This is a genomic window from Streptomyces sp. NPDC002324 (assembly GCF_053593335.1).
In genome coordinates this window covers 18,976-41,425 of the sequence record NZ_JBSFCF010000020.1, presented here as the reverse complement: position 1 = coordinate 41,425, position 22,450 = coordinate 18,976, and the positions used below count along the sequence as shown (strand labels likewise).

Below are 22,450 nucleotides of genomic sequence, written 5' to 3'. Positions count from 1 at the left end.
GTTCACGAACCGTTCCTACCTACGTCTGACTGTCTCTGACTTCTTCTCGTCTGCTTACGACTACTTCTGAGTACCTGTTCACGCTGTCCGTCATCTGTCCGCTGCGCGGTGATCCAAAAAACGTGACGCATGTTCATCTTCAAAGCCGGGGATACCGGCGGTAACATCCGGCCCACCCCCGTCGGTAGGAGCTGCCATGCCCTGGCGCACCCCACGCCCCTCACGCACCGCACTCGACAGACTGAGAACTCCCCGTCGATTCCCGGAGTTCCTCAAGGCCGCTTCGATATGCGCACTCGTTGCCGGTCTTTTGTCGCCTCTTTCCCCTGCCGCCCCCGCGGCGGCGGCAGACACAGCCGCCTCGGCAGCGGTCACCGACCACTGCGGCGGACAGTGTTCGGACATCCTGCCGCCCGGTCAGAACGGCAACGCCACCCTCGCCCAGATCCTCCTCAACCAGGCTTTCGGCTCCACGCCGGAGAACGCGAGCAACCAGCTCGGCCCGTACAGCAACCTGGCCACCGGCTACCCGGGCCTCACCAACTCCACCATCAACACCTTCTTCAACGACGCCTCCTTCGGCGTGCCCTCCGGCCAGGTCGCCTCCACCCTGAGCCCGGCGGGCCGCACGGACGTCACGATCGTCCGGGACAAGAAGACCGGTGTGCCGCACATCACGGGCACCACCCGCTACGGCACCGAGTTCGGCGCGGGCTATGCCGCCGCCCAGGACCGGCTGTGGCTGATGGACGTCTTCCGTCACGTCGGCCGCGGCAAGCTGACCCCGTTCGCGGGCGGCGCCCCCTCCAACCAGGGCCTCGAACAGGAGTTCTGGCGCCACGCCCCCTACACCGAGGCCGACCTCCAGGCCCAGATCGACAAGGCGGTGGCCACCAACGGTGAGCGCGGGCAGCTGGCCCTCGCCGACGTCAACGCCTACGTCGCCGGCATCAACGCCTACATCGACGCCTCCGACAGCGCCCGCAACTACCCCGGCGAGTACGTCCTGACCGGCCACAAGGACTCCGTCACCAACGCCGGCACCATCGAGAAGTTCAAGCCCACCGACCTGGTCGCCCTGGCCTCCGTCATCGGCGCCCTCTTCGGCTCCGGAGGCGGCGGCGAGGTCAACAACGCCCTCTCCCTGCTGGCCGCCCAGGAGAAGTACGGCGTCACCGACGGCACCAAGGTCTGGGAGTCCTTCCGCGAGCGCAACGACCCCGAGGCCGCCCTCACCGTCCACGACGGCAGCTTCCCGTACGCCACCAAACCCGCGAACCCGCAGGGCATGGCCCTCCCCGACGACGGCACGGTGGCCGAGGAACCCCTCGTGTACGACCGCACCGGCAGCGCGGCCACGGAGGCCTCCACCACCCTGTCCTCCGCCGCCACCGACAGTGCCCTCAGCTCCGCCCGGCGCGGCATGTCCAACGCCCTCGTCGTCGGCGGCGAGCACACCGCGAGCGGACATCCCGTCGCCGTCTTCGGCCCGCAGACCGGTTACTTCGCCCCGCAGTTGCTCATGCTCCAGGAGATCCAGGGCCCCGGCATCAGCGCCCGAGGCGCCTCCTTCGCCGGCCTGAGCATGTACGTCGAACTCGGCCGCGGCCAGGACTACGCCTGGAGCGCCACCACCTCCGGCCAGGACATCATCGACGCGTACGCGGTCGAGCTGTGCCAGGACGACGTCCACTACCTCTACCACGGCACCTGCACGGCGATGGAGAAGATCGAGCAGACCAACTCCTGGAAGCCCACCACCGCCGACTCCACCCCGGCCGGCTCCTACCGCATGCAGGTCTGGCGCACCAAGTACGGCCCCGTGACGCACCGCGCCACGGTCGACGGCAAGAGGGTCGCCTACACCACCCTGCGCTCCTCGTACCTGAACGAGGCCGAGTCGATCATCGGCTTCCAGATGCTGAACGACCCGGACTACGTCAAGGGCCCGGAGACCTTCCAGAAGGCCGTCCAGAACATCAACTACACCTTCAACTGGTTCTACGCCGACTCCACGCGCACCGCGTACTACAACAGCGGTGACAACCCGGTGCGCGCGGCGGCCGTCGACCCCGAGTTCCCGGCCTGGGCGCAGTCGGCCTACGAGTGGCGGAACTGGAACCCCACCACCAACACCGCCGACTACACCGCGCCCTCCGCCCACCCCAACTCCGTCGACCAGGACTACTACATCTCCTGGAACAACAAGCAGGCCGCGGACTACACCACGGCCTCCTGGGGCGACGGCTCCGTCCACCGCGGCAACCTCCTCGACGACCGGGTGAGGAAACTGGTCGCGGCGGGCGGGGTCACCCGGGCCTCGCTGACCAAGGCGATGGCCGAGGCGGGCCTCGCCGACCTACGGGCCGAGGACGTCGTCCCGGACCTGCTCAAGGTCATCAACAGCAGCACGGTCACGGACTCCGCGGCCGCCGCCGCGGTCACCAAGCTCCAGACCTGGGTCACCTCCGGTTCGAAGCGCACGGAGACCTCCGCCGGCTCCAAGACCTACGCCAACGCCGAGGCGATCCGCATCCTGGACGCCTGGTGGCCGCTGCTGGTGAAGGCCGAGTTCGAACCCGGCCTCGGCACCGGCCTGTACACCGCCATGACCGCCAACCTCCCCATCGACGAGTCCCCGTCGGCCGCGCACGGACCCACCGGCTCCCACGCCGGCAGCTCCTTCCAGTACGGCTGGTGGAGCTACGTCGACAAGGACATCCGCTCGGTGCTGGGCGAGACGGTGCGGGGCCCACTCGCCAACCGGTACTGCGGCGGCGGCGATCTCGCAGCCTGCCGCACGATCCTGATCAACACCCTCAAGGAGGCGGCGGGCAAGACCGCCGCACAGGTCTACCCCGGCGACGCGTACTGCTCGGCCGGCGACCAGTGGTGCGCCGACTCGATCATCCAGCAGCCCCTGGGAGGCATCAAGCACAACAAGATCAGCTGGCAGAACCGGCCGACCTACCAGCAGGTCGTGGAGTTCACCTCGCACCGGTGAGCGCACCGGTGTGAGTGAACGAGCAGGACGGCGGCGGGCCGGGATCAGACGATACGGCCCGCCGCCAGCACCACCCGCGCCAACTCCCGGTGGCAGATGTCACTGTGCGCCCCGGACGGTGCCCCGCCGCGCCGCACCACCGCCGCCGCGTCCACGTTCACGCAGCCCGAGGCCGGCAACTGGGCCCGCAGGACGTCGGCCAGCTTGAACGACCGGGTGCCCTCGACAGCCCGCACCCCGCCGTACCCGAGGGCTCCCCACTTGGTGCCGAGGAGGCTGTTCACGCTCAGGCCCAGCACCGTCCGCGCGTCGCCCGCCATCCGGGAGGCGAGCGGGTAGATGGTCCCGAGCGCCGAGTCGTGTCTGGAGTGGCAGCACACCAACGGCCCGTCGATGCGCCTGTGCCGTCCGTCGAGCACCCCGCTCGCGCGGTGGTCGTGGGGCAGCCGCGCCGCGAACGCGTAGTGTGAGAAGGCCGCCTGGAGAAGCGTCACCGACTTCACCGTCCGCACACCCTCGGGCAGCCCCCGCAGCGCGAACGACACCAGACGCGCACCGAAGCTGTGCCCGACGAGGTGCACCCGCACCTCCGGTGCCGTCCGCGCGAGCCCGCCGAGCAGTCGCCCGAGCCCCCGCTCGCCGACCGTCCCCGCACGCCGTTTCATCGCGAAGTACGTGGCCTGGCGCAGGAGTTCATGGGCGCCGTCCCACGCCTGCGGCGGGGTGGGCACGGCCCCCGTCATCACCCCCGAGGTCTCGACCTCCGCCAGCGCCGCCGCGAAGTCCGCGCAGACGGCCGCCGTGTCCCCGCACAGCATCCCGGGCACGCCCTCCGGCACCCCCGCCGCGACCGTGTCCGCCGCGCACGCGTCCTGCGGCCCCTGGGCCGGCACCTCCACCAGCAGCCGCACGAGCCGCCCGAACTCCTCCAGCGAGGGGCCGTCGTCCGCACGCTCCTCCAGCAGCCGGGCGATCCGCTCGACGACGACGGCCCGCCCGGGGAAGACCTCCGACAGCGCGAGCCGGGTCTTCTTGTCGAGCGCGGGGCGGCGGGGCGCCACGGCCGGGGCCGGTTCGAGATCCGGGATCGGCTCGTCCGAGAACCGCATCGAGGGCCACAGCACGCCCACGTATCCGAGCTTCGCGTGCGGCGCCAGCCCCGGGAACGGGGCGAGGAAGCGGCTGTAGAGCTCCCTCGCGCCGGACCGGTCGCTGTTCCAGCCGTGCGCGAAGACGACCAGATCCACGACCCCGCGCCGGCGAACCCCGCCGAGCAGCCGGTCCCGCTGACCGGTGTCGACGTCACCGTCGGCGTCGAAGGTCAGTTCCCAGTAGGGAGTCACGCTCATTTCCGGATCCGCCACGACGAGCCCCCTTCGGCCCCGCTGGTGGTGCGCTCACGCGCATGGTCCTGCCAACGGCGAAGGATGGCCATACGTCAGGTACGCACGGCTTTCGACGCCCCCGCTACCGGTAGAGCAGATACTCCCTGCGCACCCTGCGGAACGCCGCCAGCTCCTCCCGCCAGCCCGCCACGACCTCGCCGGTGTCCGCCCCCGCGTCGATCATCGTCCGCACCCGCGCCGAACCGGTCAGCTTGTCGATCCAGTTGTCCGGACGCCACGCGAACCCGCTCCACACCTTCCTGGCGGTCACGAGCAGGCCGATCCCGGTGCGCACGGGGTCGTACGCGGCCCGGTCGTGGACATGGATCTGTACGCCCCCGATGGTCTTCCCCTGGAACTTGGAGAACGTCGGCGCGAAGTACGCCTCCCTGAAGTGCGCGCCGGGCAGGCCGAGTTCGTTCGCGGCGGCCGCCCACCGCCGGTCGACGCCCTCCGCGCCGAGCAGCTCGAACGGCCGCGTGGTGCCGCGCCCCTCCGACAGGTTCGTCCCCTCGAAGAGACACGTCCCCGCGTACACGAGGGCGGTGTCCGGTGTCGGCATGTTCGGGCTCGGCGGCACCCAGGGCAGCCCGGAGTCCTCGTGGAACCACGACCGCTTCCACCCCGACATCAGTACGGTCTCCAGCGGTACGGGCTCGGTGAGGAACTCCCCGTTGAACAGCCGGGCCAGCTCCGCCACCGTCATCCCGTGCGCCTGCGCGATGGGCTGGCGCCCGACGAACGTCGCGAACTCCTTGTGCAGCACGGGCCCCTGGGCGCTCCGCCCGGTCACCGGGTTCGGCCGGTCCAGGACGACGAAACGCTTCCCCGCCAGCCGGGCCGCCTCCATGCAGTCGTACAGCGTCCAGATGTAGGTGTAGAAGCGGGCGCCCACGTCCTGGATGTCGAAGACGACCGTGTCCACGCCGGAGGCGGTGAAGATGTCCGCGAGGGGGCGGCCGCTCTTGAGGTACGTGTCGTAGACCGGCAGCCCGGTCGCCGGGTCGTCGTGCCGGCCCTCGGAGCCGCCGGCCTGGGCGGTGCCCCGGAAGCCGTGCTCCGGGCCGAAGACGGCCCTGAGGTCCACGCGGTCGTCGGCGTGCATCACGTCGACGATGTGGCGGGCGTCCCGGGTGACGCCGGTGGGGTTGGTGACGATGCCGGCCTTCTGGCCGTCGAGGGTCCGGTAGCCGTCGGCGGCCAGGCGCTCGAAGCCGGTGCGCAGCCGTGGGCCGGTCGCTCCGGCCGGGGGAGCGGCGAGGCCGGCCGAGGCCGCCGAGGAGGCGGTGGCCGCCGTGGAGGCGGCGAGGAACGTGCGGCGGGAGAGGCGCATGGGGGTGACCTCCGGGTCGCGGTCGGGAAGGGGCGGGGGAGGGGCGTACAGGCAAGCTAAGCGCTTCCGCGGGCGGTTCGTCACCGCGCGGGCCGTGCCCGGCGGGTCGCGCGCTTCCCGCGCCCCCGGGCGGGTGCGCCCGGCGGAGCCCTTTCTCCACGACATACCGACCGGTTAGTCTGACTGTCCGAAGAGTCGGACGGGCCGTTCGCGGCCGGTCAGACAAGTCGCGTCCAAAGGAGTCCGGTCGTGGGAAGCGTGCGGGGTGCGGGTGTGGTCGTCACCGGAGCCGGTGGCGGGATCGGGGCCGCTCTGGCCCGCCGGTTCGCGGCCGAGGGCGCGCGGGTCGTCGTGAACGACCTGGACGGCGACCGGGCGAAGGCCGTGGCCGACGAGATCGGCGGGACCGCGATCCCCGGGGACGCGTCCGTGATCGTCCCGGCGGCACGGGACGCGCTCGGCGGCACCGTGGACGTCTACTGCGCGAATGCCGGACTCGCCTCCGGTGGGACGGAAGCGGCCGACGAGAAGGTCTGGGCGCTCGCCTGGGACGTCAACGTCATGGCCCACGTCCGGGCGGCCCACGAGCTGCTGCCGGCGTGGCTGGAGCGGGGCAGCGGGCGTTTCGTCTCGACCGTCTCGGCGGCCGGGCTGCTCACGATGATCGGCGCGGCGCCCTACAGCGTCACCAAGCACGGGGCGTACGCCTTCGCCGAATGGCTGTCCCTCACCTACCGGCACCGGGGCGTCAAGGTTCACGCGATCTGCCCGCAGGGCGTGCGCACCGACATGCTGACCGCCTCCGGCAGCGCGGGCGACCTGGTGCTCACACCGACCGCGATCGAGCCCGAGGACGTGGCCGACGCGCTCTTCGAGGGCATCGACAAGGACCGCTTCCTGATCCTGCCGCACCCCGAGGTGGCCGGTTTCTACCAGGCCAGGGCCGCCGACCCGGACCGCTGGCTGACGAACATGAACCACATCCAGCAGAAGTGGGAGACGACAGGCTGACCGCCCTGCCCGGCGGACGCCTGCCGGAGGGTGGGATGATCCTCCGGTGGGAGCGCCCGGTTCCGGCCGGTGGGGAACCGGCCGACAGGCGACCGGCAGGCGACGACAGAACCTCGGAAGGCAGGTGGCGGCAGTGCCCAGGACGACGGACGGAGACGGTACGCCCGTCCCGCAGCGGTTGCTCGCCGCCGCCACCCGGCTCTTCGCCGAGCGGGGCTACGACCGCACCTCCGTGCAGGAGATCGTCGAGGCGGCCGGTGTCACCAAGGGCGCGCTGTACCACTACTTCGGTTCCAAGGACGACCTGCTGCACGAGGTGTACGCGCGCGTCCTGCGCATCCAGCAGGAGCGGCTCGACGCGTTCGCGGGGGCCGACGCGCCGGTCGAGGAGCGGTTGCGGGGTGCCGCCGCCGATGTCGTGGTGACCACCATCGACAACCTCGACGACGCGATGATCTTCTTCCGGTCCATGCACCATCTGAGTCCGGAGAAGAACAAGCAGGTCCGCGCGGAACGCCGTCGGTACCACGAGCGTTTCCGCGCGCTCGTGGAGGAGGGCCAGGAGGCCGGCGTCTTCTCGAAGGCGACCCCGGCGGACCTGGTCGTCGACTACCACTTCGGCTCGGTCCACCACCTGTCGACGTGGTACCGCCCCGACGGTCCGATGGGCCCGCAGGAGCTCGCGGACCACCTGGCGGACCTGCTGCTGCGCGCGCTGCGGCCGTAGGGGAGCGCCGTCGGGTGCGGGCCAGGCACCCGCACCCGCACCCGAGAGCGCACCCCCCCGCTCACACGTACCGCTTGAGCTCCCGCCGTGCCAGCGACCGCTGGTGCACCTCGTCCGGCCCGTCCGCGATCATCAGCGTCCGCGCCCCCGCGTACAGCTCGGCCAGCGGGAAGTCCTGACTGACACCCCCGGCGCCGTGCAGCTGGATGGCCCGGTCGATGATGTCCACGACCGTCCGAGGCGTAGCGATCTTGATCGCCTGGATCTCCGCGTGAGCCCCTTTGTTGCCCACCGTGTCCATCATCCACGCCGTCTTCAGCACCAGCAGCCGCAGCTGCTCCACCGCCACCCGGGCGTCGGCGATCCAGTTGTGCACGACCCCCTGCTGCGCCAGCGCCTTGCCGAAGGCCTCCCGGGCCACCGCACGCCGGCACATCAGCTCGATGGCCCGCTCGGCCATCCCGATCAGCCGCATGCAGTGGTGGATGCGCCCCGGTCCGAGCCGCGCCTGCGCGATGGCGAAACCGCCGCCCTCCTCGCCGATCAGGTTGGCGGCCGGCACCCGCGCGTTGTCGAAGACCACCTCGGCGTGGCCGCCGTGGGAGTGGTCCTCGTATCCGAACACCTGCATGGCCCGTCGTACCGTGACACCCGGAGTGTCACGCGGGACCAGGATCATCGACTGCTGGCGGCGGATGTCGGCCCCGTCCGGGTCCGTCTTGCCCATCACGATGAAGATCCGGCAGTCGGGGTTCATGGCCCCGGAGATGTACCACTTGCGGCCGTTGACGACATAGTCGTCCGTGCCGTCGGAGGCTCGCTCGATCAGCGTGGTGATGTTGGTGGCGTCCGAGGAGGCCACCTCCGGTTCGGTCATCGCGAACGCCGACCGGATCTCACCGGCGAGCAGCGGCTCCAGCCACTGCTTCTTCTGCGCCTCGTCGCCGAACTGGCTCAGCACCTCCATGTTGCCCGTGTCGGGCGCGGCGCAGTTCAGCGCGGTCGGCGCCAACTGCGGGGAGCGGCCCGTGATCTCGGCGAGCGGAGCGTACTGCAGGTTGGTGAGCCCCGCGCCGTACTCGGAGTCGGGCAGGAAGAGGTTCCACAGGCCCTGCCGGCGTGCCTCGGCCTTCAGGTCCTCCACCACGGCGGGCGTGTCCCACGGAGAGGCGAGCCCGGCCCGCTGCTCCTCGGCCACGGCTTCCGCCGGGTACACGTACGCGTCCATGAAGGCGAGGAGCCTGCTGCGCAGCTCCTCCGTGCGGGCGTCGAATGCGAAGTCCATGGCGGGTCAGCCTTCCTGGGTGCCGGCGCGGAGAGTCGTCAGGCCGTGTTCGATGAAGACGGGGACCAGGTCGCCGATGCGGTCGAAGCCGCGGCCGACCGTCTGGCCGAGTGTGTACCGGTAGTGGATGCCCTCCAGGATCACGGCGAGCTTGAACCACGCGAAGGCCGTGTACCAGGACACCGAGGAGACGTCGCGGCCCGAACGGGCCGCGTACCGTTCGACGATCTCGGCCGGATCCGGGTGCCCGGCGGCCGCCGCGGTCGTGGAGACCGGCGAGTCGGGCAGGGCGAGCGGCACGCTGTACATCACCAGCAGGCCCAGGTCGGTGAGCGGATCGCCGAGGGTGGACATCTCCCAGTCGAGGATGGCCCTGATCCGGTCGTCGTCGCCGAGCAGCACGTTGTCCAGGCGGTAGTCGCCGTGTACGACGGCCGGCGCGGGGGAGTGGGGCAGCCGGCGTCCCAGGGCCGCGTGCAGTTCGTCGATGCCGGCCAGTTCACGGTTGCGGGACGCGTCCAACTGCTTGCCCCAGCGCCGCAGCTGCCGGTCGAGGAAGCCCTCCGGGCGTCCGAAGTCGGCGAGGCCCACCTCGGCGGGGTCCACCGCGTGCAGTTCGACGAGGGTGTCGACCAGGCCCAGCACGGCGGCCCGGGTGCGCTCCGCGCCCAGCGGCGCCAGCTGCCCGGCGGTGCGGTAGGGGGTGCCCTCGACGAAGTCCATGACGTAGAAGGGCGCGCCGAGCACGTCCTCGTCGTCGCAGAACAGCACGGGACGCGGCACCGGCACGTCGGTGGTGTGCAGCGCGCTGATCACGCGGTGCTCGCGCCTCATGTCGTGCGCGGTCGCCAGCACATGGCCCAGCGGAGGGCGCCGTACGACCCACTTCGCGGTGCCGTCGGTGACCTCGTACGTCAGGTTCGACCGTCCGCCCTCGATCAGCCGGCCGGTGAGCGGGCCGCCCACGAGTCCGGGCCGCTCGGCGTCGAGCAGGACGCGGAGCCGATCGGGATCGAGACCTGGCGGGTGGTCTGGGTGCATCATCGCTCCTACACACGGTGAACGGGACTCGTCTCATGATGCCGACCGGTCGGTATGTCGTCCAGTGGGTGACACGAAAGTGATCGGAGTCTCGACGGGATCCCGACGCGTCCCGACGGCGTCCGTCGACGTACCGACGGGATCCGGCCGAGCGCGGCCGGATCCCGTGCGGCGCCGTCAGGCGTGGCAGGTCATCATCTCCCCGCCGTTGACGGTGGCCATGTCCATGAACCCGGCGAACGGGTCGACGCCCTCGCCCTCGGGCTTCCCCTCCAGCTCGGCGTAGGCCCGGTGCAGGTTCGCCACCAGCCGCTCGCTCTCGGGCAGCTCGGCGTACTGCCCGAGATCCGTGTTCCGCGCCGCCTCCAGCGGTGTCAGCCCCGCCGCGTGCGACTTCTCGGCAACCTCGGCCACGAACCGCGTGTACCGCTCCGCCCGGTCGAACGCGGAGGGGTCCGTGACGGGCCCGTGCCCCGGTACGACGGTCTCGGCGCCCAGCTCGCGCAGCAGGGCCAGCGCGCGCAGCGAACCGCTGAGCGAGCCCATCAGGAAGAACGGCGTCCCGCCCTCGAAGACCAGGTCCCCCGCGAACAGCACCCGCCGGTGCGGCAGCCAGACGACGGAGTCGCCGACCGTGTGGGAGACGCCGGGGTGGATGACCTGGGCCTCGATGTCGCCGACGTGCAGCGTCAGACGGTCGTCGTACGTGATGTCCGCGCCCCGGATGTCGACCGCGCCGAAGTCGGTCTCCGGCCACAGCAGATGAAGGTGCTGCCCGCTGGCGAGGGCCTCGCGGCGGCAGGCCGAGTGCGAGACGAGGGTGGCGGACGGCGTGAAGAAGCCGTTGCCGTAGGTGTGGTCCCCGTGGTGGTGGGTGTTGACCAGGAGACGGGGTTTCGGGACGCCGGTCGCGTCGAGCGCGGCGCCGAGGGCACGGGTGCGGCGCTCGGTCGCCGCCGTGTCCACGAGCAGAGTGGTGGTCCCGTCACTCACGAAACCCGAGTTGTTCAGACACCATCCGCCGTCCGGCTGCACATACGCGTACACGTCGCTCGCGAGCTCGACGGTGTACGGCTCTTCCGCGGTCATGGTGACCCCCTTCGTCCCCCCGGATCGATCGCCAACTGGTGGTCAGAGCCTGCCAGTCGGCGACGATCCGGGGGAAACCGGGGGGTATGGATTCGGCGCGGGGCGACGATGCCGGTGCCGGCGTCCGTGCCCGGCCGTTGTCGCCGTCGGTACCGTCGGTACCGTCAGTGGTCGTCCCAGTGCCCGTCGTGGGCGGCGTGCCGGTGTCCGTCGTGCACGTAGTCCACGTGGTCGCCGTGCGTGACCGCCTGGTGCCCGCAGTCCTCACCGTGCTCGTGGGCGTGCCCGTCGTGGGCGGTGTGCCCGTTCGGCTCGCACTCGTCCCAGTGGCCGGAGTGCTCGCGGTGCAGATGTCCGTCGTGCGCGTAGTCGGTGTGGTCACCGTGCGACACGGCGGTGTGCCCGCAGGTGGGGCTGTGGTCGTGGTCGTGGACCGGGTGCTCCTGATGCAGGGTGGTCATCGCGCTCACCTTCGGTGGGACGGGGGGTGACCTGTCCAGGCTAGGCACACAAGCCCCATTTCTCCCTTTGGAAACCCCATGCACAGGCCAAGACCTGCCCTGTCTTCGGTTTGCCCGATAGCTCTCCTTCGCGGTCCGTGAGGTCAGAACACCAGGGCCGCGCCGCACACCGCGAGGGCGATCACGCACAGGACGGCCGTCGTGGCGACCCGGGGCGACAGGACGGGCGGGCGGGAGGCCGCCAGGATGTGGATACGGCGATGGGCGAGCGTCAGGAAGCCCAGCCACAGCACCGCGGACAGGGCCGCGGCCAGCACTCCGGCTGTCGACGGACCGCCGTGCAGAGCGGACTTCGCCGCGAGTACGGCGGCCACGGCACCCGCGAGGGTCGTACGCCGCCAGGCGAGCCGGGTGCGCTCGGGCTGGAGGCCGGGGTCGCGATCGGCGGGCTCCGGCGCGGCGGAGGACGGGCTCACCCCTCCCACCGGAGCAGGACCACGGCGACCATGGCGACCGCCACCACGGCGACGAGGATGCCGAGCACCGCCGGGAAACGGGACACCGGCAGATCCTCCCCGCGCCGCATCGCCCGCTCGCAGCGCACCCAGTGGTTGACCGCCCGCAACGCGCACAGCACCCCGGCGCCCAGCAGGACCAGCGCGAGCCCGACGCGCCAGCCCCAGCGCAGGTCCGGCAGGAACTGGTCCACCGCGAAACCGCCGCCGATCAGGGCGAGCGAGGTGCGCAGCCAGGCGAGGAACGTCCGCTCGTTGGCCAGGGAGAACCGGTAGTCCGGGGTACGGCCTTCCTCCCGGATGTCCCCGGGGACGAACCAGAGGCGGACGTTCCGTGCAAATTCGATCACGTGTAGGACATTACCGGTCGACTTCCGGGCCCAGACCGGCCTCCCGGCTTCCTCTCGCCCTCAGCCGCTCGTACGCCGCCACCCCGTCCGGCACCCACTCCCACTCGCCCAGCCGCCGCTCCACCTCGGCCTCCGTCAGGAACCCGTGCCAGGCGACCTCCTCCGCCTGCGGGTCCACCGGCAGCTCGCAGCGGACCTCGTACACCGCCGACCACCAGGTACGCCCGGCCCCGTCGTCGTAGAGGAACCTGAACAGCGGGTCGGGCCGGGGCAGCCCGGAGACCCCCAGCTCCTCCTCGGCCTCGCGCAGGGCCGCGTCGTCGTAGGACTCGCCCGCCCCGACGACGCCGCCCACGAACATGTCGTACAGCGAGGGGAAGATCAGCTTCGTGTCCGTCCGGCGATGCACGAACACCCGCCCGTCCCCGTCCCTGACCAGCACGAACACGGCCCGATGCCGCAACCCCCGGGCATACGCCTCCCCCCGCGGAACCTGCCCGATGACGCGGTCGCCCTCATCCACGATGTCAAGAATCTCGTCGGCGGCACTCATGCCCTCATTGTGAACGCTGCCGCACCGGCCACGAGGCCCCGGCCGACGACATGGCCCGACCCCGCCGCTTTTCAGGGCCGCGAGGCTCTGCACGACTATCAAGGGCATGGCCCGAGCCCGGCGCTTTTCAGGCGCGCCAGGATCTACGCGACCATCAACGGCATGGCCTCAGCCCGCCGCTTTTCAGGCGCGCCAGGATCTACGCGACCATCAACGGCATGGCCCGAGCCCGCCGCTTTTCAGGGGCGCGGGGAACTGCGCGAACAACCCCCACCCACCCGCACCCGCCACACAACCCGCACCCCCGACCCATAAGGCGCCCACCCGCACCCCACACTCTGACGCCCGTCGACGGCATAGCCCGAGCCCGCCGCTTTTCAGGGGCGCGGGGAACTGCGCGAACAACCCCCACCCACCCGCACCCGCCACACAACCCGCACCCCCGACCCATAAGGCGCCCACCCGCACCCGCCACCCCACCCGCACCCCCGACCTATGAGGCACCCGCATCCATCCGCACCCCACCCTCCCGCCCCCCGGCGGAGCCGCACGGCATCGCCGGATGCATCCCGAGAAGCACCACCCCCACCACAACCCCCGCCAACCCCGCCGCCTCCCACGCGAGAGCGCCCGCGTCCATCCGCAGCCGGTCCCCCAGGAACCCCACCCCGCACGCGATCCCCGCCAGCGGCTGCGCGGCGGTCAGCGCGGGCAGCGACATCCGCAGCGGCCCCGTCTCGAACGCGCTCTGCACGAGGAGGAGCCCGGTCACCCCGAGCAGCGCGACCCCGTACGGCTGCCACGAGGTGAGCAGCCCGCCCCAGCCGCCCTCGCCGAACAGCTGCCCGCTGACCCGGGTGAGCGCGTCCTGGACGCCGTAGAGCAGCCCGGCGGCGACCGCGAGGAGGACCGGCGCGGCACTCAGCCGGGACCGCTTCGCGTAGGCCGTGAGCAACAGCGCGAGCCCCACCATGACGCCGATGATCAGCCACTGCCGGAAGGGGCCGCCGACCGCCGCCCCGCCCTCCGGCCGCCCGGCGACGATGAACGCGGTGACCCCGCCCGCGAGCAGCACCAGCCCCGCCCAGCCCTGGCGGCCCAGCGGCTGACGGGTCTGCCGGCGGGAGAGGCCGAGCGCGAAGAGGAGGTTGGTCGCGAGGAGCGGTTCCACGAGGGTGACCTCACCCCGGCCGAGCGCGACCGCGCCCAGTGCCATTCCGCACACCATCAGTCCGATGCCGCCGAGCCAGCGCGGCACCCGGATCAGGTCGAGCAGCAGCCGGGGCGAGAGGAAGTCGCCCAGCGGGGCGTGCGAGGCGGCCTGCTGCTGGAGAACGAAGCCGAAGCCCAGACAGCAGGCGGCGCCCACGGCGAGAAGAAGAACAAGTACCGACACGCGGAAAACCTCGGGTCGTCGGACGGACCACGGCGGGTACCCCCGGGGGCATCCGCCAGGCATCCCGGCCGGAGGGTGATTTGTGCCCCGACGGGTGGCCCGATACGTATTCGACCGACTGTAGTCGCCCCCGCCGGAACCTGTCCGTGGGAGGAGACACACCTTGGCAGTTGACTAGGTCACTCCTTCTGCCGAAGGATCTGATGCCAGAGCTGCTGACCGGTCAGTAACAAGGCGCAGGGCCGTGCCCGGCCTGCTTCGGCCTGCCTTCCCTGGCCCACCCTCCGCCCGACCCGTTCCCGAGAGGACGTCCTCGAATGTCGTACGACGCAGATGTGATCGTGATCGGGGCAGGCCTCGCGGGGCTCGCGGCGACCGCGGAGCTCGTCGACGCGGGCCGCAAGGTGATCCTCCTCGACCAGGAGCCGGAGCAGTCGATCGGCGGCCAGGCGCACTGGTCCTTCGGCGGACTCTTCTTCGTCGACTCGCCCGAGCAGCGCCGCCTGCGTATCAAGGACAGCCACGCGCTCGCCCTCCAGGACTGGATGGGCACGGCCGCCTTCGACCGCGAGGAGGACCACTGGCCGCGCAAGTGGGCCGAGGCGTACGTCGACTTCGCGGCCGGCGAGAAGCGGTCCTGGCTGCACCGCCAGGGCGTCCGGTTCTTCCCGGTGGTCGGCTGGGCCGAGCGCGGCGGGTACGACGCCAACGGCCACGGCAACTCCGTCCCCCGCTTCCACATCACCTGGGGCACCGGCCCCGGCCTCGTGGAGCCCTTCGAGCGCCGGGTGCGCGAGGGCGTGGCCCGGGGGCTCGTCCAGCTGAAGTTCCGGCACCGGGTGACCGGCCTCGCGCGCAGCGCGGGCGCCGTCGACACCGTCACCGGCGAGATCCTGGAGCCGTCGACCATCGAGCGGGGCCGGCCCAGCAACCGCGACGTCACCGGCGCCTTCGAACTGAAGGCCCAGGCGGTGATCGTCACCTCCGGCGGCATCGGCGGCAACCACGACCTCGTCCGCGCCAACTGGCCCGAGCGCCTCGGCAAGGCCCCGGAGAAGATGATCTCCGGCGTGCCGGCGCACGTCGACGGCCGGATGCTCGGCATCGCCGAGGAGGCGGGCGCCCACCTCATCAACCGTGACCGGATGTGGCACTACACCGAGGGCATCGAGAACTGGAACCCCATCTGGGAGAACCACGGCATCCGCGTCCTGCCCGGCCCGTCCTCGCTCTGGCTGGACGCCCGCGGCAAGCGGCTCCCGGTCCCGCTGTTCCCCGGCTTCGACACCCTGGGCACGCTGGAGCACATCATGAAGACCGGGTACGACTACACCTGGTTCGTGCTCGACCAGAAGATCATCGGCAAGGAGTTCGCCCTCTCCGGCTCCGAGCAGAACCCCGACCTGACCGGCAAGTCCGTCAAGGACGTCTTCATCCGGGCCCGCGCGGACGTGCCCGCGCCGGTCAAGGCCTTCATGGAAAAGGGCGTCGACTTCGTCGTCGAGAAGGACCTCGGCTCCCTCGTCCGCGGCATGAACGCGCTCACGAAGGAACCGCTGATCGACGAGGCCGAACTGCGCCGCGAGATCGTCTCCCGGGACCGGGAGGTCGCCAACCCCTTCACCAAGGACCTCCAGGTGATGGCGATCCGAGGGGCCCGCAACTACCTCGGCGACAAGCTCATCCGCACCGCCACCCCGCACCGCATCCTCGACCCCAAGGCGGGTCCGCTGATCGCCGTCCGGCTGAACATCCTGACCCGCAAGACCCTCGGCGGCCTGGAGACCGACCTCTCCTCCCGCGTCCTCACCGAGGGCGGCGACCCGCTGGAGGGCGTGTACGCGGCGGGCGAGGCCGCGGGCTTCGGCGGCGGCGGTGTGCACGGTTACCGCTCCCTGGAGGGCACGTTCCTCGGCGGCTGCCTGTTCTCCGGCCGCACGGCGGGCCGGGCGGCGGCGAAGGCGACGGGCTGAGCCGAAACCGGCCCGCCGAGCCTTACGGAATCCTGACGAATCTCCGCCGTCGCTGGCCCCACGGGGGCGGCGGATGTTCGAATCAGTGAGTGAACCCCGAACAGCCCACGGCGCGGCAGGCGCCGGCGGAACCCCCCGGAGACGAGGACAGGGAACCGGGGCGCGGCGCGCCCGTCGGCCGCCGTGTCCTCCTCGGCACCCTCGGACTCGGCGCCCTCGGCGTGGCCGCGGCCCCCGTCCTCCAGCGCGGCATGGAGGCGTTCCTCGGCGAGGCGGCCCAGAAGGACCCCACCGGCCTGACCGGTCTGCTCCCCAACGGCGGCGGCTTCCGCTACTACTCGGTGACGGCGTCCGTCCCCCGCAGGACCGCGAAGGACTACCGCCTCACCGTCGGCGGACTGGTCGACAGACCCACCTCGTACACCCTCGCCGACCTGCGCGCCCTCCCGCAGACCCGGATGGTCGAGGACGTCCAGTGCGTCACCGGCTGGCGCGTCCCGGACACCCCGTTCGAGGGCGTACGGCTCTCCGCGCTGCTGGACGCGGCCGGGGTGCGCTCCTCGGCGGGCGCGATCCGTTTCACCTGCTTCGACGGGGCGTACACCGAGAGCCTCACCCTCGAACAGGCCCGCCGCGCGGACGTCCTCGTCGCCCTGCGTATGCAGGACAAGGACATCAGCCACAACCACGGCGGCCCCGTCCGCCTGTACGTCGCCCCCATGTACTTCTACAAGTCCGCCAAATGGCTCTCCGGCATCGAGGTCACCGAGAAGGTCGAGCCGGGCTACTGGGAGGAGCGGGGCTACGACATCGACGCGTGGGTCGGCCGATCGAACGGGCGGGACGATGAACCGACGACTTGAGGAACCCCCCGTCCTGGCGGAGGCCCGCGTAGCCCGCTTCACGGCCGCCGAACGCCGGATCCACCGCACCACGGCCGCTTTGATGGGCATCTGCGTGGCGACGGCCGCCTGCCTCTACGTGCCCGCACTCGCCGAACTGGTCGGCCGCCGGGCGCTCGTGGTGACCGTCCACCAGTGGGCCGGCCTGCTGCTGCCCCTCCCCGTGCTCGCGGGCCTGGCCTCCCGCGCGTTCCGCGCGGACCTCGGCCGGCTGAACCGCTGGAGCCCGCACGACCGCGTCTGGCTCCGTGCCGCCCGCCGCCGCACCCCCGGCGCACGCCCCGCCGCCAAGTTCAACGCGGGCCAGAAGCTCTACGCCTCCTGGATCGCCGGCGCCACCCTCGTCATGCTCGCCACGGGCCTGATGATGTGGTTCACCCACCTCACCCCGCTGATGTGGCGCACCAGCGCGACCTTCGTCCACGACTGGCTGGCCCTGACCATCGGGATCGTCCTGGCGGGCCACATCGGCATGGCCCTGGGTGACCCGGAGGCCCGCCGGGGCCTGCGCACGGGCTCGGTGAGCCGGGAATGGGCGGACCGGGAACACCCGCTGTGGCGGCCGTAGCGCCGCACACGGCCGAGAGCCCCCGGTCCCCCGCACCCGTACACCCGTATCACCCGGATCACCGGCGACACCGGCGTCTGTCGTACGGGTGGTACGGGTGATACGGGTGATACGCCTAGATCAGCAGTGACAGCAGCAGCACGATCGCCCCCGCCACCACCGAGATGATCGTCTCCATCACCGACCAGGTCTTGATGGTCTGGCCGACGGTCATCCCGAAGTACTCCTTCACCATCCAGAACCCGGCGTCGTTGACATGGCTGAAGAAGAGGGAGCCGGCGCCGATCGCGAGGACCAGCAGGGCCGTGTGCGTGGTCGACATGTCCGCGGCGAGCGGGGCCACCAGCCCCGCCGCCGAGATCGTGGCCACCGTGGCCGAGCCGGTGGCCAGCCGGATCGCCACCGCGATCAGCCAGGCCAGGACGAGCGCGGGGATCGACCAGTCCTCGGAGATCTCCAGGATCATCCGCCCGACCCCGGAGTCGATGAGCGTCTGCTTGAACCCGCCGCCGGCGCCGACGATCAGCAGGATGCCCGCGATGGGCGCGAAGGACTTCTCGACCGTCGACCCGAGCCGCTCCTTGGTGAACCCGGCCGCCCGCCCCAGCGTGAACATGCCCACGATCACGGACGCGAGCAGCGCGATCAGCGGCGAGCCGGCCACGTCGAAGACCCGCTGGACCATCTGCTCGGGATCGTCCACGACGATGTCCACCAGCGCCTTGGCCAGCATCAGCACCACCGGCAGCAGCATGGTCGCGATGGTCGCGCCGAACCCCGGCCGCTTCTCCAGCTCCTCCGAGGCGCGCGCGGGGATCATGCGCTCGGGGACGGGCACGTCCACCCAGCGCGCGGCGTACTTCGAGAACAGCGGCCCGGCGATGATCACGGTCGGTATCGCCACCAGCAGCCCCAGCGCCAGCGTGACGCCCAGATCGGCCTGTACCGCGTCGATGGCGACCAGCGGACCGGGGTGCGGCGGGATCAGTCCGTGCATGACGGACAGACCGGCGAGGGCCGGGATGCCGATGCGCATCAGCGAGTAGTTGCCGCGCTTGGCGACCATCAGCACCACCGGGATCAGCAGCACGATCCCGACCTCGAAGAACAGCGGCAGCCCGATCACGGAGGCGATCAGCACCATCGCCCACGGCATCGCCCGCCCGCCGGCCTTCGCGAGGATCGTGTCGACGATCTGGTCGGCGCCGCCCGAGTCCGCCAGCAGCTTGCCGAGAATGGCACCGAGCGCGATGAGCACGCCCACCCCGGCCACGGTCGCCCCGAGCCCGGTGGTGAAGCTCGCGATCGCCTTGTCCAGCGGCGCCCCGGCGAACGCGCCCAGCGCGAGCGAGCCGATGGTCAGCGCCAGGAAGGCGTGCACCTTGAACCTGGTGATGAGCACGACGATCACGGCGATGCCCGCCAGTACGGCTATGCCCAGATGCGCGTGTCCCGCCGAGGTGATCGGCTCGACGGGGTCCGCTGCCAGCAACTCGACGTTGAGTCCGGTCACGGTGAGTCCTTGAGTGGAGAGGGTGAGGGGAGGGGGGAGGGGAGCAAGGCGAAGAAGGAGGCGGAGGAGGAGGCCGGGCCGCGGCGGCCCTACGAACCGGCCGGGCCGGTCTCCCGCAGCGCGGTGACCGCCCGCTCGGCGATCTCCTCGGGCGAGCCCGACACGTCGACCGCGACACCCGCCTCGTCCGCCTCCAGCGGCTGCAGCGTGGCGAACTGCGAGTCGAGCAGCGCCGTCGGCATGAAGTGCCCCTGCCGGTGGGACATGCGGTCCTCGATGAGCGCCCGGTCACCGGAGAGGTGCAGGAAGACCACACCGGGCGCGGCGGCCCTCAACCGGTCCCGGTACGCGCGCTTCAACGCGGAACAGCTCACCACCCCGCCGAGCCCGTCCCGGCCGTGGGCCCACGCGCCGATGGCGTCCAGCCAGGGCCCCCGGTCCGCGTCGTCCAGCGGCGTCCCGGCCGACATCTTGGCGATGTTGGCCTCGGGGTGGAAGTCGTCGCCCTCGGCGTAGGGAACGCCGAGCCGGGCCGCGAGCAGGGGACCGATCGTGGTCTTCCCGGTCCCTGCCACGCCCATCACCACGACGACATGAGGGGTACGCATCACTACCTCGCTGTCTTCGTCGACATCTGTGACGTCACCCGACGTCGACGACACTGAAGCCCATTAGGTACGACGAATTCAAGTCCTCGACCCAAATAAGTCTGACTTTTTCTCCGCGCTCCCCTCCTCGTACCCTGATCCCCATGACCACACCGGGCCGGGGGCTGCACGGCCGAGTACTGGACACCCTCGGACCGGCGATCACAGCGGGCGAGTACCCGCCCGGGAGCGTGCTGCGCACGGACGAACTCGCCCAGGCCTTCGAGGTGTCCCGCTCGGTGATGCGGGAGGCGGTCCGCGTCCTGGAGTCCATGCACCTGGTCGAGTCCCGCCGCCGGGTCGGCGTGATCGTCCGCCCGTCCGCCGAGTGGAACGTCTACGACCCGCAGGTCATCCGCTGGCGCCTGGCCGGCGCGGACCGCCCCCGCCAGCTGCGCTCGCTGACCGTGCTGCGCGGCGCCGTCGAACCGATCGCCGCGGGCCTCGCCGCGCGCCACGCCACGGACGAGCAGTGCGCCGCGATCACCGAGTGCGCCATCGGCATGGTCGCCCACTCACGCGGCCACAAGCTGGAGGGCTACCTCCATCACGACGTGGCCTTCCACCGCCTGATCCTGGACGCCTCCGGCAACGAGATGTTCGCCCGCCTCGGCGACGTCGTCGAGGAGGTCCTCGCCGGCCGCACCCATCACGCCGTCATGTTCCACGACCCCGACCCGGCGGCCGTCACCCTCCACGTCCAGGTCGCCGAGGCCATCCGCGAACACGACGCCCCCCGAGCCGAGCGGCTCACCCGGGAGATCACCGCGGGCGCCCTCCAGGAACTCGACATCCTGGCACCCAACGGCCGTTCTCCGGCCGCCGGTTGACCCAGGGGCCTACTCCGGGAACTCCCCGTCCACATACATCCAGGCCCCGTCCACCCGCTCGAACCGGCTCCGCTCGTGCATCGAGCCACCCCGGAACGAGGCGCGGAAGGTCACCGTGCCGGTGGTGTGGAAGGCCGAGCCGTCCTGGGTGCCCAGAATCTCCAGACCGGTCCAGCGCATGGTCGTGTCGAAGTCGACCCCGGTGGGCCGCGTCCGGGGATGCCAGCTGCGCAGCAGGTACGCCCCGTCCCGCACGACGAACGCGCTGTACCGCGACCGCATCAGCGCCTCGGCGGTCGGAGCGGCCGCGCCGCCGGAGTGATACCGCCCGCAACAGGCCTCGTACGCCGCGGGCAGCCCACAGGGGCAGGTGCGGGGGACCGGCGAAGGGACCCGTGCGGCACTCTTCGAACCGGCCCTGGAACCACTGCGGCGCGACGACATGGCAGCCATTGTGCCCGCCCTACGCCGGCCCCGCGTTCGTCGGCGGATACTGCGGCCGCGCCGGGACCTCGGGGCTCCGGGCGGACGGAGAGGGCGGCGGAGACGGCAGGGGCGGCAGTGCCGGTTCCTGGAGCCACGCCCGGAACAGCGAGTCCAGTGGTCCGTCCGCGTACCGGCCGACGTGTGCGACGAACCCGGCCGTCGTGACCGCGCCACCGCGATGGACGGTCGCCCAGCCGCGCAGCATCCGGAAGAACGCGTCGTCGCCGAGCGCGCAGCGCACCGCGTGGACGGTGAGACCGCCGCGCTCGTAGAGCCGGTCGTCGAACATCAGCTTGCGGCCCGGGTCCGCCAGCCGCAGATCCTGGGGGAGCGCGGCGAGCTTCTGGTGCGCCGCACGCGCCAGTTGATGCGCCGTACGCCCGCCGGAGCGCTCCGACCACAACCACTCCGCGTACTTGGCGAACCCCTCGTTCAGCCAGATGTGCCGCCAGTCGGCGATGGACACACTGTTGCCGAACCACTGGTGCGCCAGCTCGTGCGCGACCAGCCGCTCCGAACCCCGGGCCCCGTCCACGTGGTTGGCGCCGAACAGCGACAACCCCTGTGCCTCGACCGGGACATCGAGCTCCTCCTCGGTCACCACGACCGCGTACTCCCCGAACGGGTAGGGCCCGAACAGCTCCTCGAACAGCTCCATCATGGCGGGCTGCCGCGCGAAGTCCCGCGAGAACTCCGTGAGGAGCTGGGCCGGGATGTGCCCGTGCTGCGGCACCCCGCCGGGCCTCGGGTCGCCGAGCAGCACCGTCTGGTACCGGCCGATCGACAGGCCGACCAGATAGCTCGACGTCGGAGCCGACTGCTCGTACACCCACGTCGTCGTGGACGCCTTCGCCGTCCGGGTGAGCAGCCGCCCGCCCGCCACCACCTGGTAGGCGGACGGCGTCGTGACCGAGATCTGGTACGAGGCCTTGTCGGCGGGCCGGTCGTTGCACGGATACCAGGACGGCGCCCCGACCGGCTGGCTCGCCACCAGCGCCCCGTCCGTCAGCTCCTCCCAACCGAGCCCGCCCCAGGGGCTGTTCACCGGCTTGGGATTGCCCGACCAGTGGACCTCGACCGTGAACGCGGCCCCCGGCCGGATCGGCTTGGCGGGCCTCAGACGCAGCCGGCCGCCCCGGTGCGTGTAGTGCGGCGCCCGGCCGTCCACCCGTACCCGGCCGATCTTGAAGTCGGCGAGGTTCAGCTGGAACTCGGCGAGCGCGGACCGGCCCGCTATGGCGTTGAGCCGCGCCGTGCCCGACAGCCGGTTCGGCCCCGGCCGGTAGTCCACAGCCAGCTCGTACCGATGCACCCGGTAACGGGAATCACCGTTCGCCGGGAAGTACGGGTCCGGACCCACTGACTGCTGAACCGCCACTGC

At 71.4% G+C, this 22,450-nt stretch carries 21 protein-coding genes; 7 read left to right on the top strand and 14 right to left on the bottom strand.

Going from position 1 to position 22,450, the window contains the following annotated elements; genetic code table 11:
* The first annotated feature begins 196 nt into the window (after positions 1-196).
* Entirely contained in the window at positions 197-3,004 is a 2,808-nt protein-coding gene (locus tag ACWCRJ_RS24805) for a penicillin acylase family protein (RefSeq protein WP_450941341.1), read from the top strand.
* 44 nt (positions 3,005-3,048) lie between these two features.
* Here ACWCRJ_RS24805 and ACWCRJ_RS24800 read toward each other — a convergent pair whose 3' ends face one another.
* The gene (locus ACWCRJ_RS24800; protein WP_450941340.1) at positions 3,049-4,353 is read right to left on the bottom strand and encodes a serine-threonine protein kinase; all 1,305 of its coding nucleotides are present in this window, start codon (positions 4,351-4,353) and stop codon (positions 3,049-3,051) included.
* A gap of 118 nt (positions 4,354-4,471) precedes the next feature.
* Positions 4,472-5,722 carry an exo-beta-N-acetylmuramidase NamZ family protein gene (locus ACWCRJ_RS24795; protein WP_450941339.1) on the bottom strand — a complete coding sequence of 417 codons (1,251 nt, stop codon included), beginning with the start codon at positions 5,720-5,722 and terminating at the stop codon, positions 4,472-4,474.
* Between the two features lie 258 nt (positions 5,723-5,980).
* On the opposite strand from ACWCRJ_RS24795, the gene ACWCRJ_RS24790 reads away from it, so the two are divergent.
* Positions 5,981-6,733: an SDR family oxidoreductase gene (locus tag ACWCRJ_RS24790; RefSeq protein WP_450941433.1), complete on the top strand. Its 753-nt coding sequence runs from the start codon at positions 5,981-5,983 to the stop codon at positions 6,731-6,733.
* A gap of 133 nt (positions 6,734-6,866) precedes the next feature.
* Positions 6,867-7,460, top strand: a complete 594-nt coding sequence (locus ACWCRJ_RS24785; RefSeq protein WP_450941338.1) for a TetR/AcrR family transcriptional regulator — start codon at positions 6,867-6,869, stop codon at positions 7,458-7,460.
* 61 nt (positions 7,461-7,521) lie between these two features.
* Here the strand turns inward: ACWCRJ_RS24785 and ACWCRJ_RS24780 are convergent, their stop codons facing one another.
* The 8 genes from ACWCRJ_RS24780 to ACWCRJ_RS24745 form a co-directional block, all read right to left on the bottom strand.
* A complete protein-coding gene (locus ACWCRJ_RS24780) occupies positions 7,522-8,745 on the bottom strand; it encodes an acyl-CoA dehydrogenase family protein (RefSeq protein WP_450941337.1) in 1,224 nt (407 codons plus the stop codon).
* Between the two features lie 6 nt (positions 8,746-8,751).
* Positions 8,752-9,786 (bottom strand): phosphotransferase family protein, encoded by a 1,035-nt coding sequence (locus ACWCRJ_RS24775; protein ID WP_450941432.1) that lies wholly within the window; start codon positions 9,784-9,786, stop codon positions 8,752-8,754.
* Positions 9,787-9,963: 177 nt separating this feature from the next.
* Positions 9,964-10,875 carry an MBL fold metallo-hydrolase gene (locus ACWCRJ_RS24770; RefSeq protein ID WP_450941336.1) on the bottom strand — a complete coding sequence of 304 codons (912 nt, stop codon included), beginning with the start codon at positions 10,873-10,875 and terminating at the stop codon, positions 9,964-9,966.
* Between the two features lie 164 nt (positions 10,876-11,039).
* Positions 11,040-11,336, bottom strand: coding sequence for a hypothetical protein (locus ACWCRJ_RS24765; RefSeq protein ID WP_450941335.1), 297 nt, complete (start codon positions 11,334-11,336; stop codon positions 11,040-11,042).
* Between the two features lie 143 nt (positions 11,337-11,479).
* A complete protein-coding gene (locus ACWCRJ_RS24760) occupies positions 11,480-11,812 on the bottom strand; it encodes a DUF202 domain-containing protein (protein WP_450941334.1) in 333 nt (110 codons plus the stop codon).
* Positions 11,809-12,201 (bottom strand): YidH family protein, encoded by a 393-nt coding sequence (locus ACWCRJ_RS24755; protein ID WP_450941333.1) that lies wholly within the window; start codon positions 12,199-12,201, stop codon positions 11,809-11,811. The genes ACWCRJ_RS24760 and ACWCRJ_RS24755 overlap by 4 nt, the downstream gene beginning before the upstream one ends.
* A 10-nt stretch (positions 12,202-12,211) precedes the next feature.
* Positions 12,212-12,754 (bottom strand): NUDIX hydrolase, encoded by a 543-nt coding sequence (locus ACWCRJ_RS24750; protein ID WP_450941332.1) that lies wholly within the window; start codon positions 12,752-12,754, stop codon positions 12,212-12,214.
* A gap of 493 nt (positions 12,755-13,247) precedes the next feature.
* Positions 13,248-14,150 (bottom strand): DMT family transporter, encoded by a 903-nt coding sequence (locus ACWCRJ_RS24745; RefSeq protein WP_450941331.1) that lies wholly within the window; start codon positions 14,148-14,150, stop codon positions 13,248-13,250.
* Positions 14,151-14,467: 317 nt separating this feature from the next.
* On the opposite strand from ACWCRJ_RS24745, the gene ACWCRJ_RS24740 reads away from it, so the two are divergent.
* The 3 genes from ACWCRJ_RS24740 to ACWCRJ_RS24730 all read left to right on the top strand — a co-directional run bounded on the left by ACWCRJ_RS24740 (position 14,468) and on the right by ACWCRJ_RS24730 (position 17,593).
* Complete coding sequence (locus ACWCRJ_RS24740; protein ID WP_450941330.1) at positions 14,468-16,123, top strand: FAD-binding dehydrogenase; 1,656 nt, start codon at positions 14,468-14,470, stop codon at positions 16,121-16,123.
* A gap of 89 nt (positions 16,124-16,212) precedes the next feature.
* Complete coding sequence (locus tag ACWCRJ_RS24735) at positions 16,213-16,986, top strand: molybdopterin-dependent oxidoreductase (protein ID WP_450941329.1); 774 nt, start codon at positions 16,213-16,215, stop codon at positions 16,984-16,986.
* A complete protein-coding gene (locus ACWCRJ_RS24730; protein ID WP_450941328.1) occupies positions 16,970-17,593 on the top strand; it encodes a cytochrome b/b6 domain-containing protein in 624 nt (207 codons plus the stop codon). The genes ACWCRJ_RS24735 and ACWCRJ_RS24730 overlap by 17 nt, the downstream gene beginning before the upstream one ends.
* Before the next feature lie 115 nt (positions 17,594-17,708).
* Here ACWCRJ_RS24730 and ACWCRJ_RS24725 read toward each other — a convergent pair whose 3' ends face one another.
* Both ACWCRJ_RS24725 and ACWCRJ_RS24720 read right to left on the bottom strand, forming a co-directional pair.
* Positions 17,709-19,106 carry a GntP family permease gene (locus tag ACWCRJ_RS24725; protein ID WP_450941327.1) on the bottom strand — a complete coding sequence of 466 codons (1,398 nt, stop codon included), beginning with the start codon at positions 19,104-19,106 and terminating at the stop codon, positions 17,709-17,711.
* An 89-nt stretch (positions 19,107-19,195) separates the two neighbouring features.
* The gene (locus tag ACWCRJ_RS24720) at positions 19,196-19,714 is read right to left on the bottom strand and encodes a gluconokinase (RefSeq protein ID WP_450941326.1); all 519 of its coding nucleotides are present in this window, start codon (positions 19,712-19,714) and stop codon (positions 19,196-19,198) included.
* A gap of 143 nt (positions 19,715-19,857) precedes the next feature.
* On the opposite strand from ACWCRJ_RS24720, the gene ACWCRJ_RS24715 reads away from it, so the two are divergent.
* The gene (locus tag ACWCRJ_RS24715) at positions 19,858-20,583 is read left to right on the top strand and encodes a FadR/GntR family transcriptional regulator (protein WP_450941325.1); all 726 of its coding nucleotides are present in this window, start codon (positions 19,858-19,860) and stop codon (positions 20,581-20,583) included.
* A 9-nt stretch (positions 20,584-20,592) separates the two neighbouring features.
* Here the strand turns inward: ACWCRJ_RS24715 and ACWCRJ_RS24710 are convergent, their stop codons facing one another.
* Positions 20,593-21,036: a YchJ family protein gene (locus ACWCRJ_RS24710; RefSeq protein ID WP_450941324.1), complete on the bottom strand. Its 444-nt coding sequence runs from the start codon at positions 21,034-21,036 to the stop codon at positions 20,593-20,595.
* A 10-nt stretch (positions 21,037-21,046) separates the two neighbouring features.
* On the bottom strand, positions 21,047-22,447 hold the full coding sequence (locus ACWCRJ_RS24705; RefSeq protein WP_450941323.1) for a M1 family metallopeptidase: 1,401 nt from the start codon (positions 22,445-22,447) through the stop codon (positions 21,047-21,049).
* Positions 22,448-22,450 lie beyond the last annotated feature (3 nt).

Excerpts from the sequence above, each read along its gene's own strand:
- ACWCRJ_RS24805 (WP_450941341.1), top strand. The coding sequence starts at position 197 with ATGCCCTGGCGCACCCCACGCCCCTCACGCACCGCACTCGACAGACTG.
- ACWCRJ_RS24800 (WP_450941340.1), bottom strand. The coding sequence starts at position 4,353 with ATGAGCGTGACTCCCTACTGGGAACTGACCTTCGACGCCGACGGTGAC.
- ACWCRJ_RS24795 (WP_450941339.1), bottom strand. The coding sequence starts at position 5,722 with ATGCGCCTCTCCCGCCGCACGTTCCTCGCCGCCTCCACGGCGGCCACC.
- ACWCRJ_RS24780 (WP_450941337.1), bottom strand. The coding sequence starts at position 8,745 with ATGGACTTCGCATTCGACGCCCGCACGGAGGAGCTGCGCAGCAGGCTC.
- ACWCRJ_RS24775 (WP_450941432.1), bottom strand. The coding sequence starts at position 9,786 with ATGCACCCAGACCACCCGCCAGGTCTCGATCCCGATCGGCTCCGCGTC.
- ACWCRJ_RS24770 (WP_450941336.1), bottom strand. The coding sequence starts at position 10,875 with ATGACCGCGGAAGAGCCGTACACCGTCGAGCTCGCGAGCGACGTGTAC.
- ACWCRJ_RS24765 (WP_450941335.1), bottom strand. The coding sequence starts at position 11,336 with ATGACCACCCTGCATCAGGAGCACCCGGTCCACGACCACGACCACAGC.
- ACWCRJ_RS24750 (WP_450941332.1), bottom strand. The coding sequence starts at position 12,754 with ATGAGTGCCGCCGACGAGATTCTTGACATCGTGGATGAGGGCGACCGC.
- ACWCRJ_RS24740 (WP_450941330.1), top strand. The coding sequence starts at position 14,468 with ATGTCGTACGACGCAGATGTGATCGTGATCGGGGCAGGCCTCGCGGGG.
- ACWCRJ_RS24730 (WP_450941328.1), top strand. The coding sequence starts at position 16,970 with ATGAACCGACGACTTGAGGAACCCCCCGTCCTGGCGGAGGCCCGCGTA.
- ACWCRJ_RS24720 (WP_450941326.1), bottom strand. The coding sequence starts at position 19,714 with ATGCGTACCCCTCATGTCGTCGTGGTGATGGGCGTGGCAGGGACCGGG.
- ACWCRJ_RS24715 (WP_450941325.1), top strand. The coding sequence starts at position 19,858 with ATGACCACACCGGGCCGGGGGCTGCACGGCCGAGTACTGGACACCCTC.
- ACWCRJ_RS24710 (WP_450941324.1), bottom strand. The coding sequence starts at position 21,036 with ATGGCTGCCATGTCGTCGCGCCGCAGTGGTTCCAGGGCCGGTTCGAAG.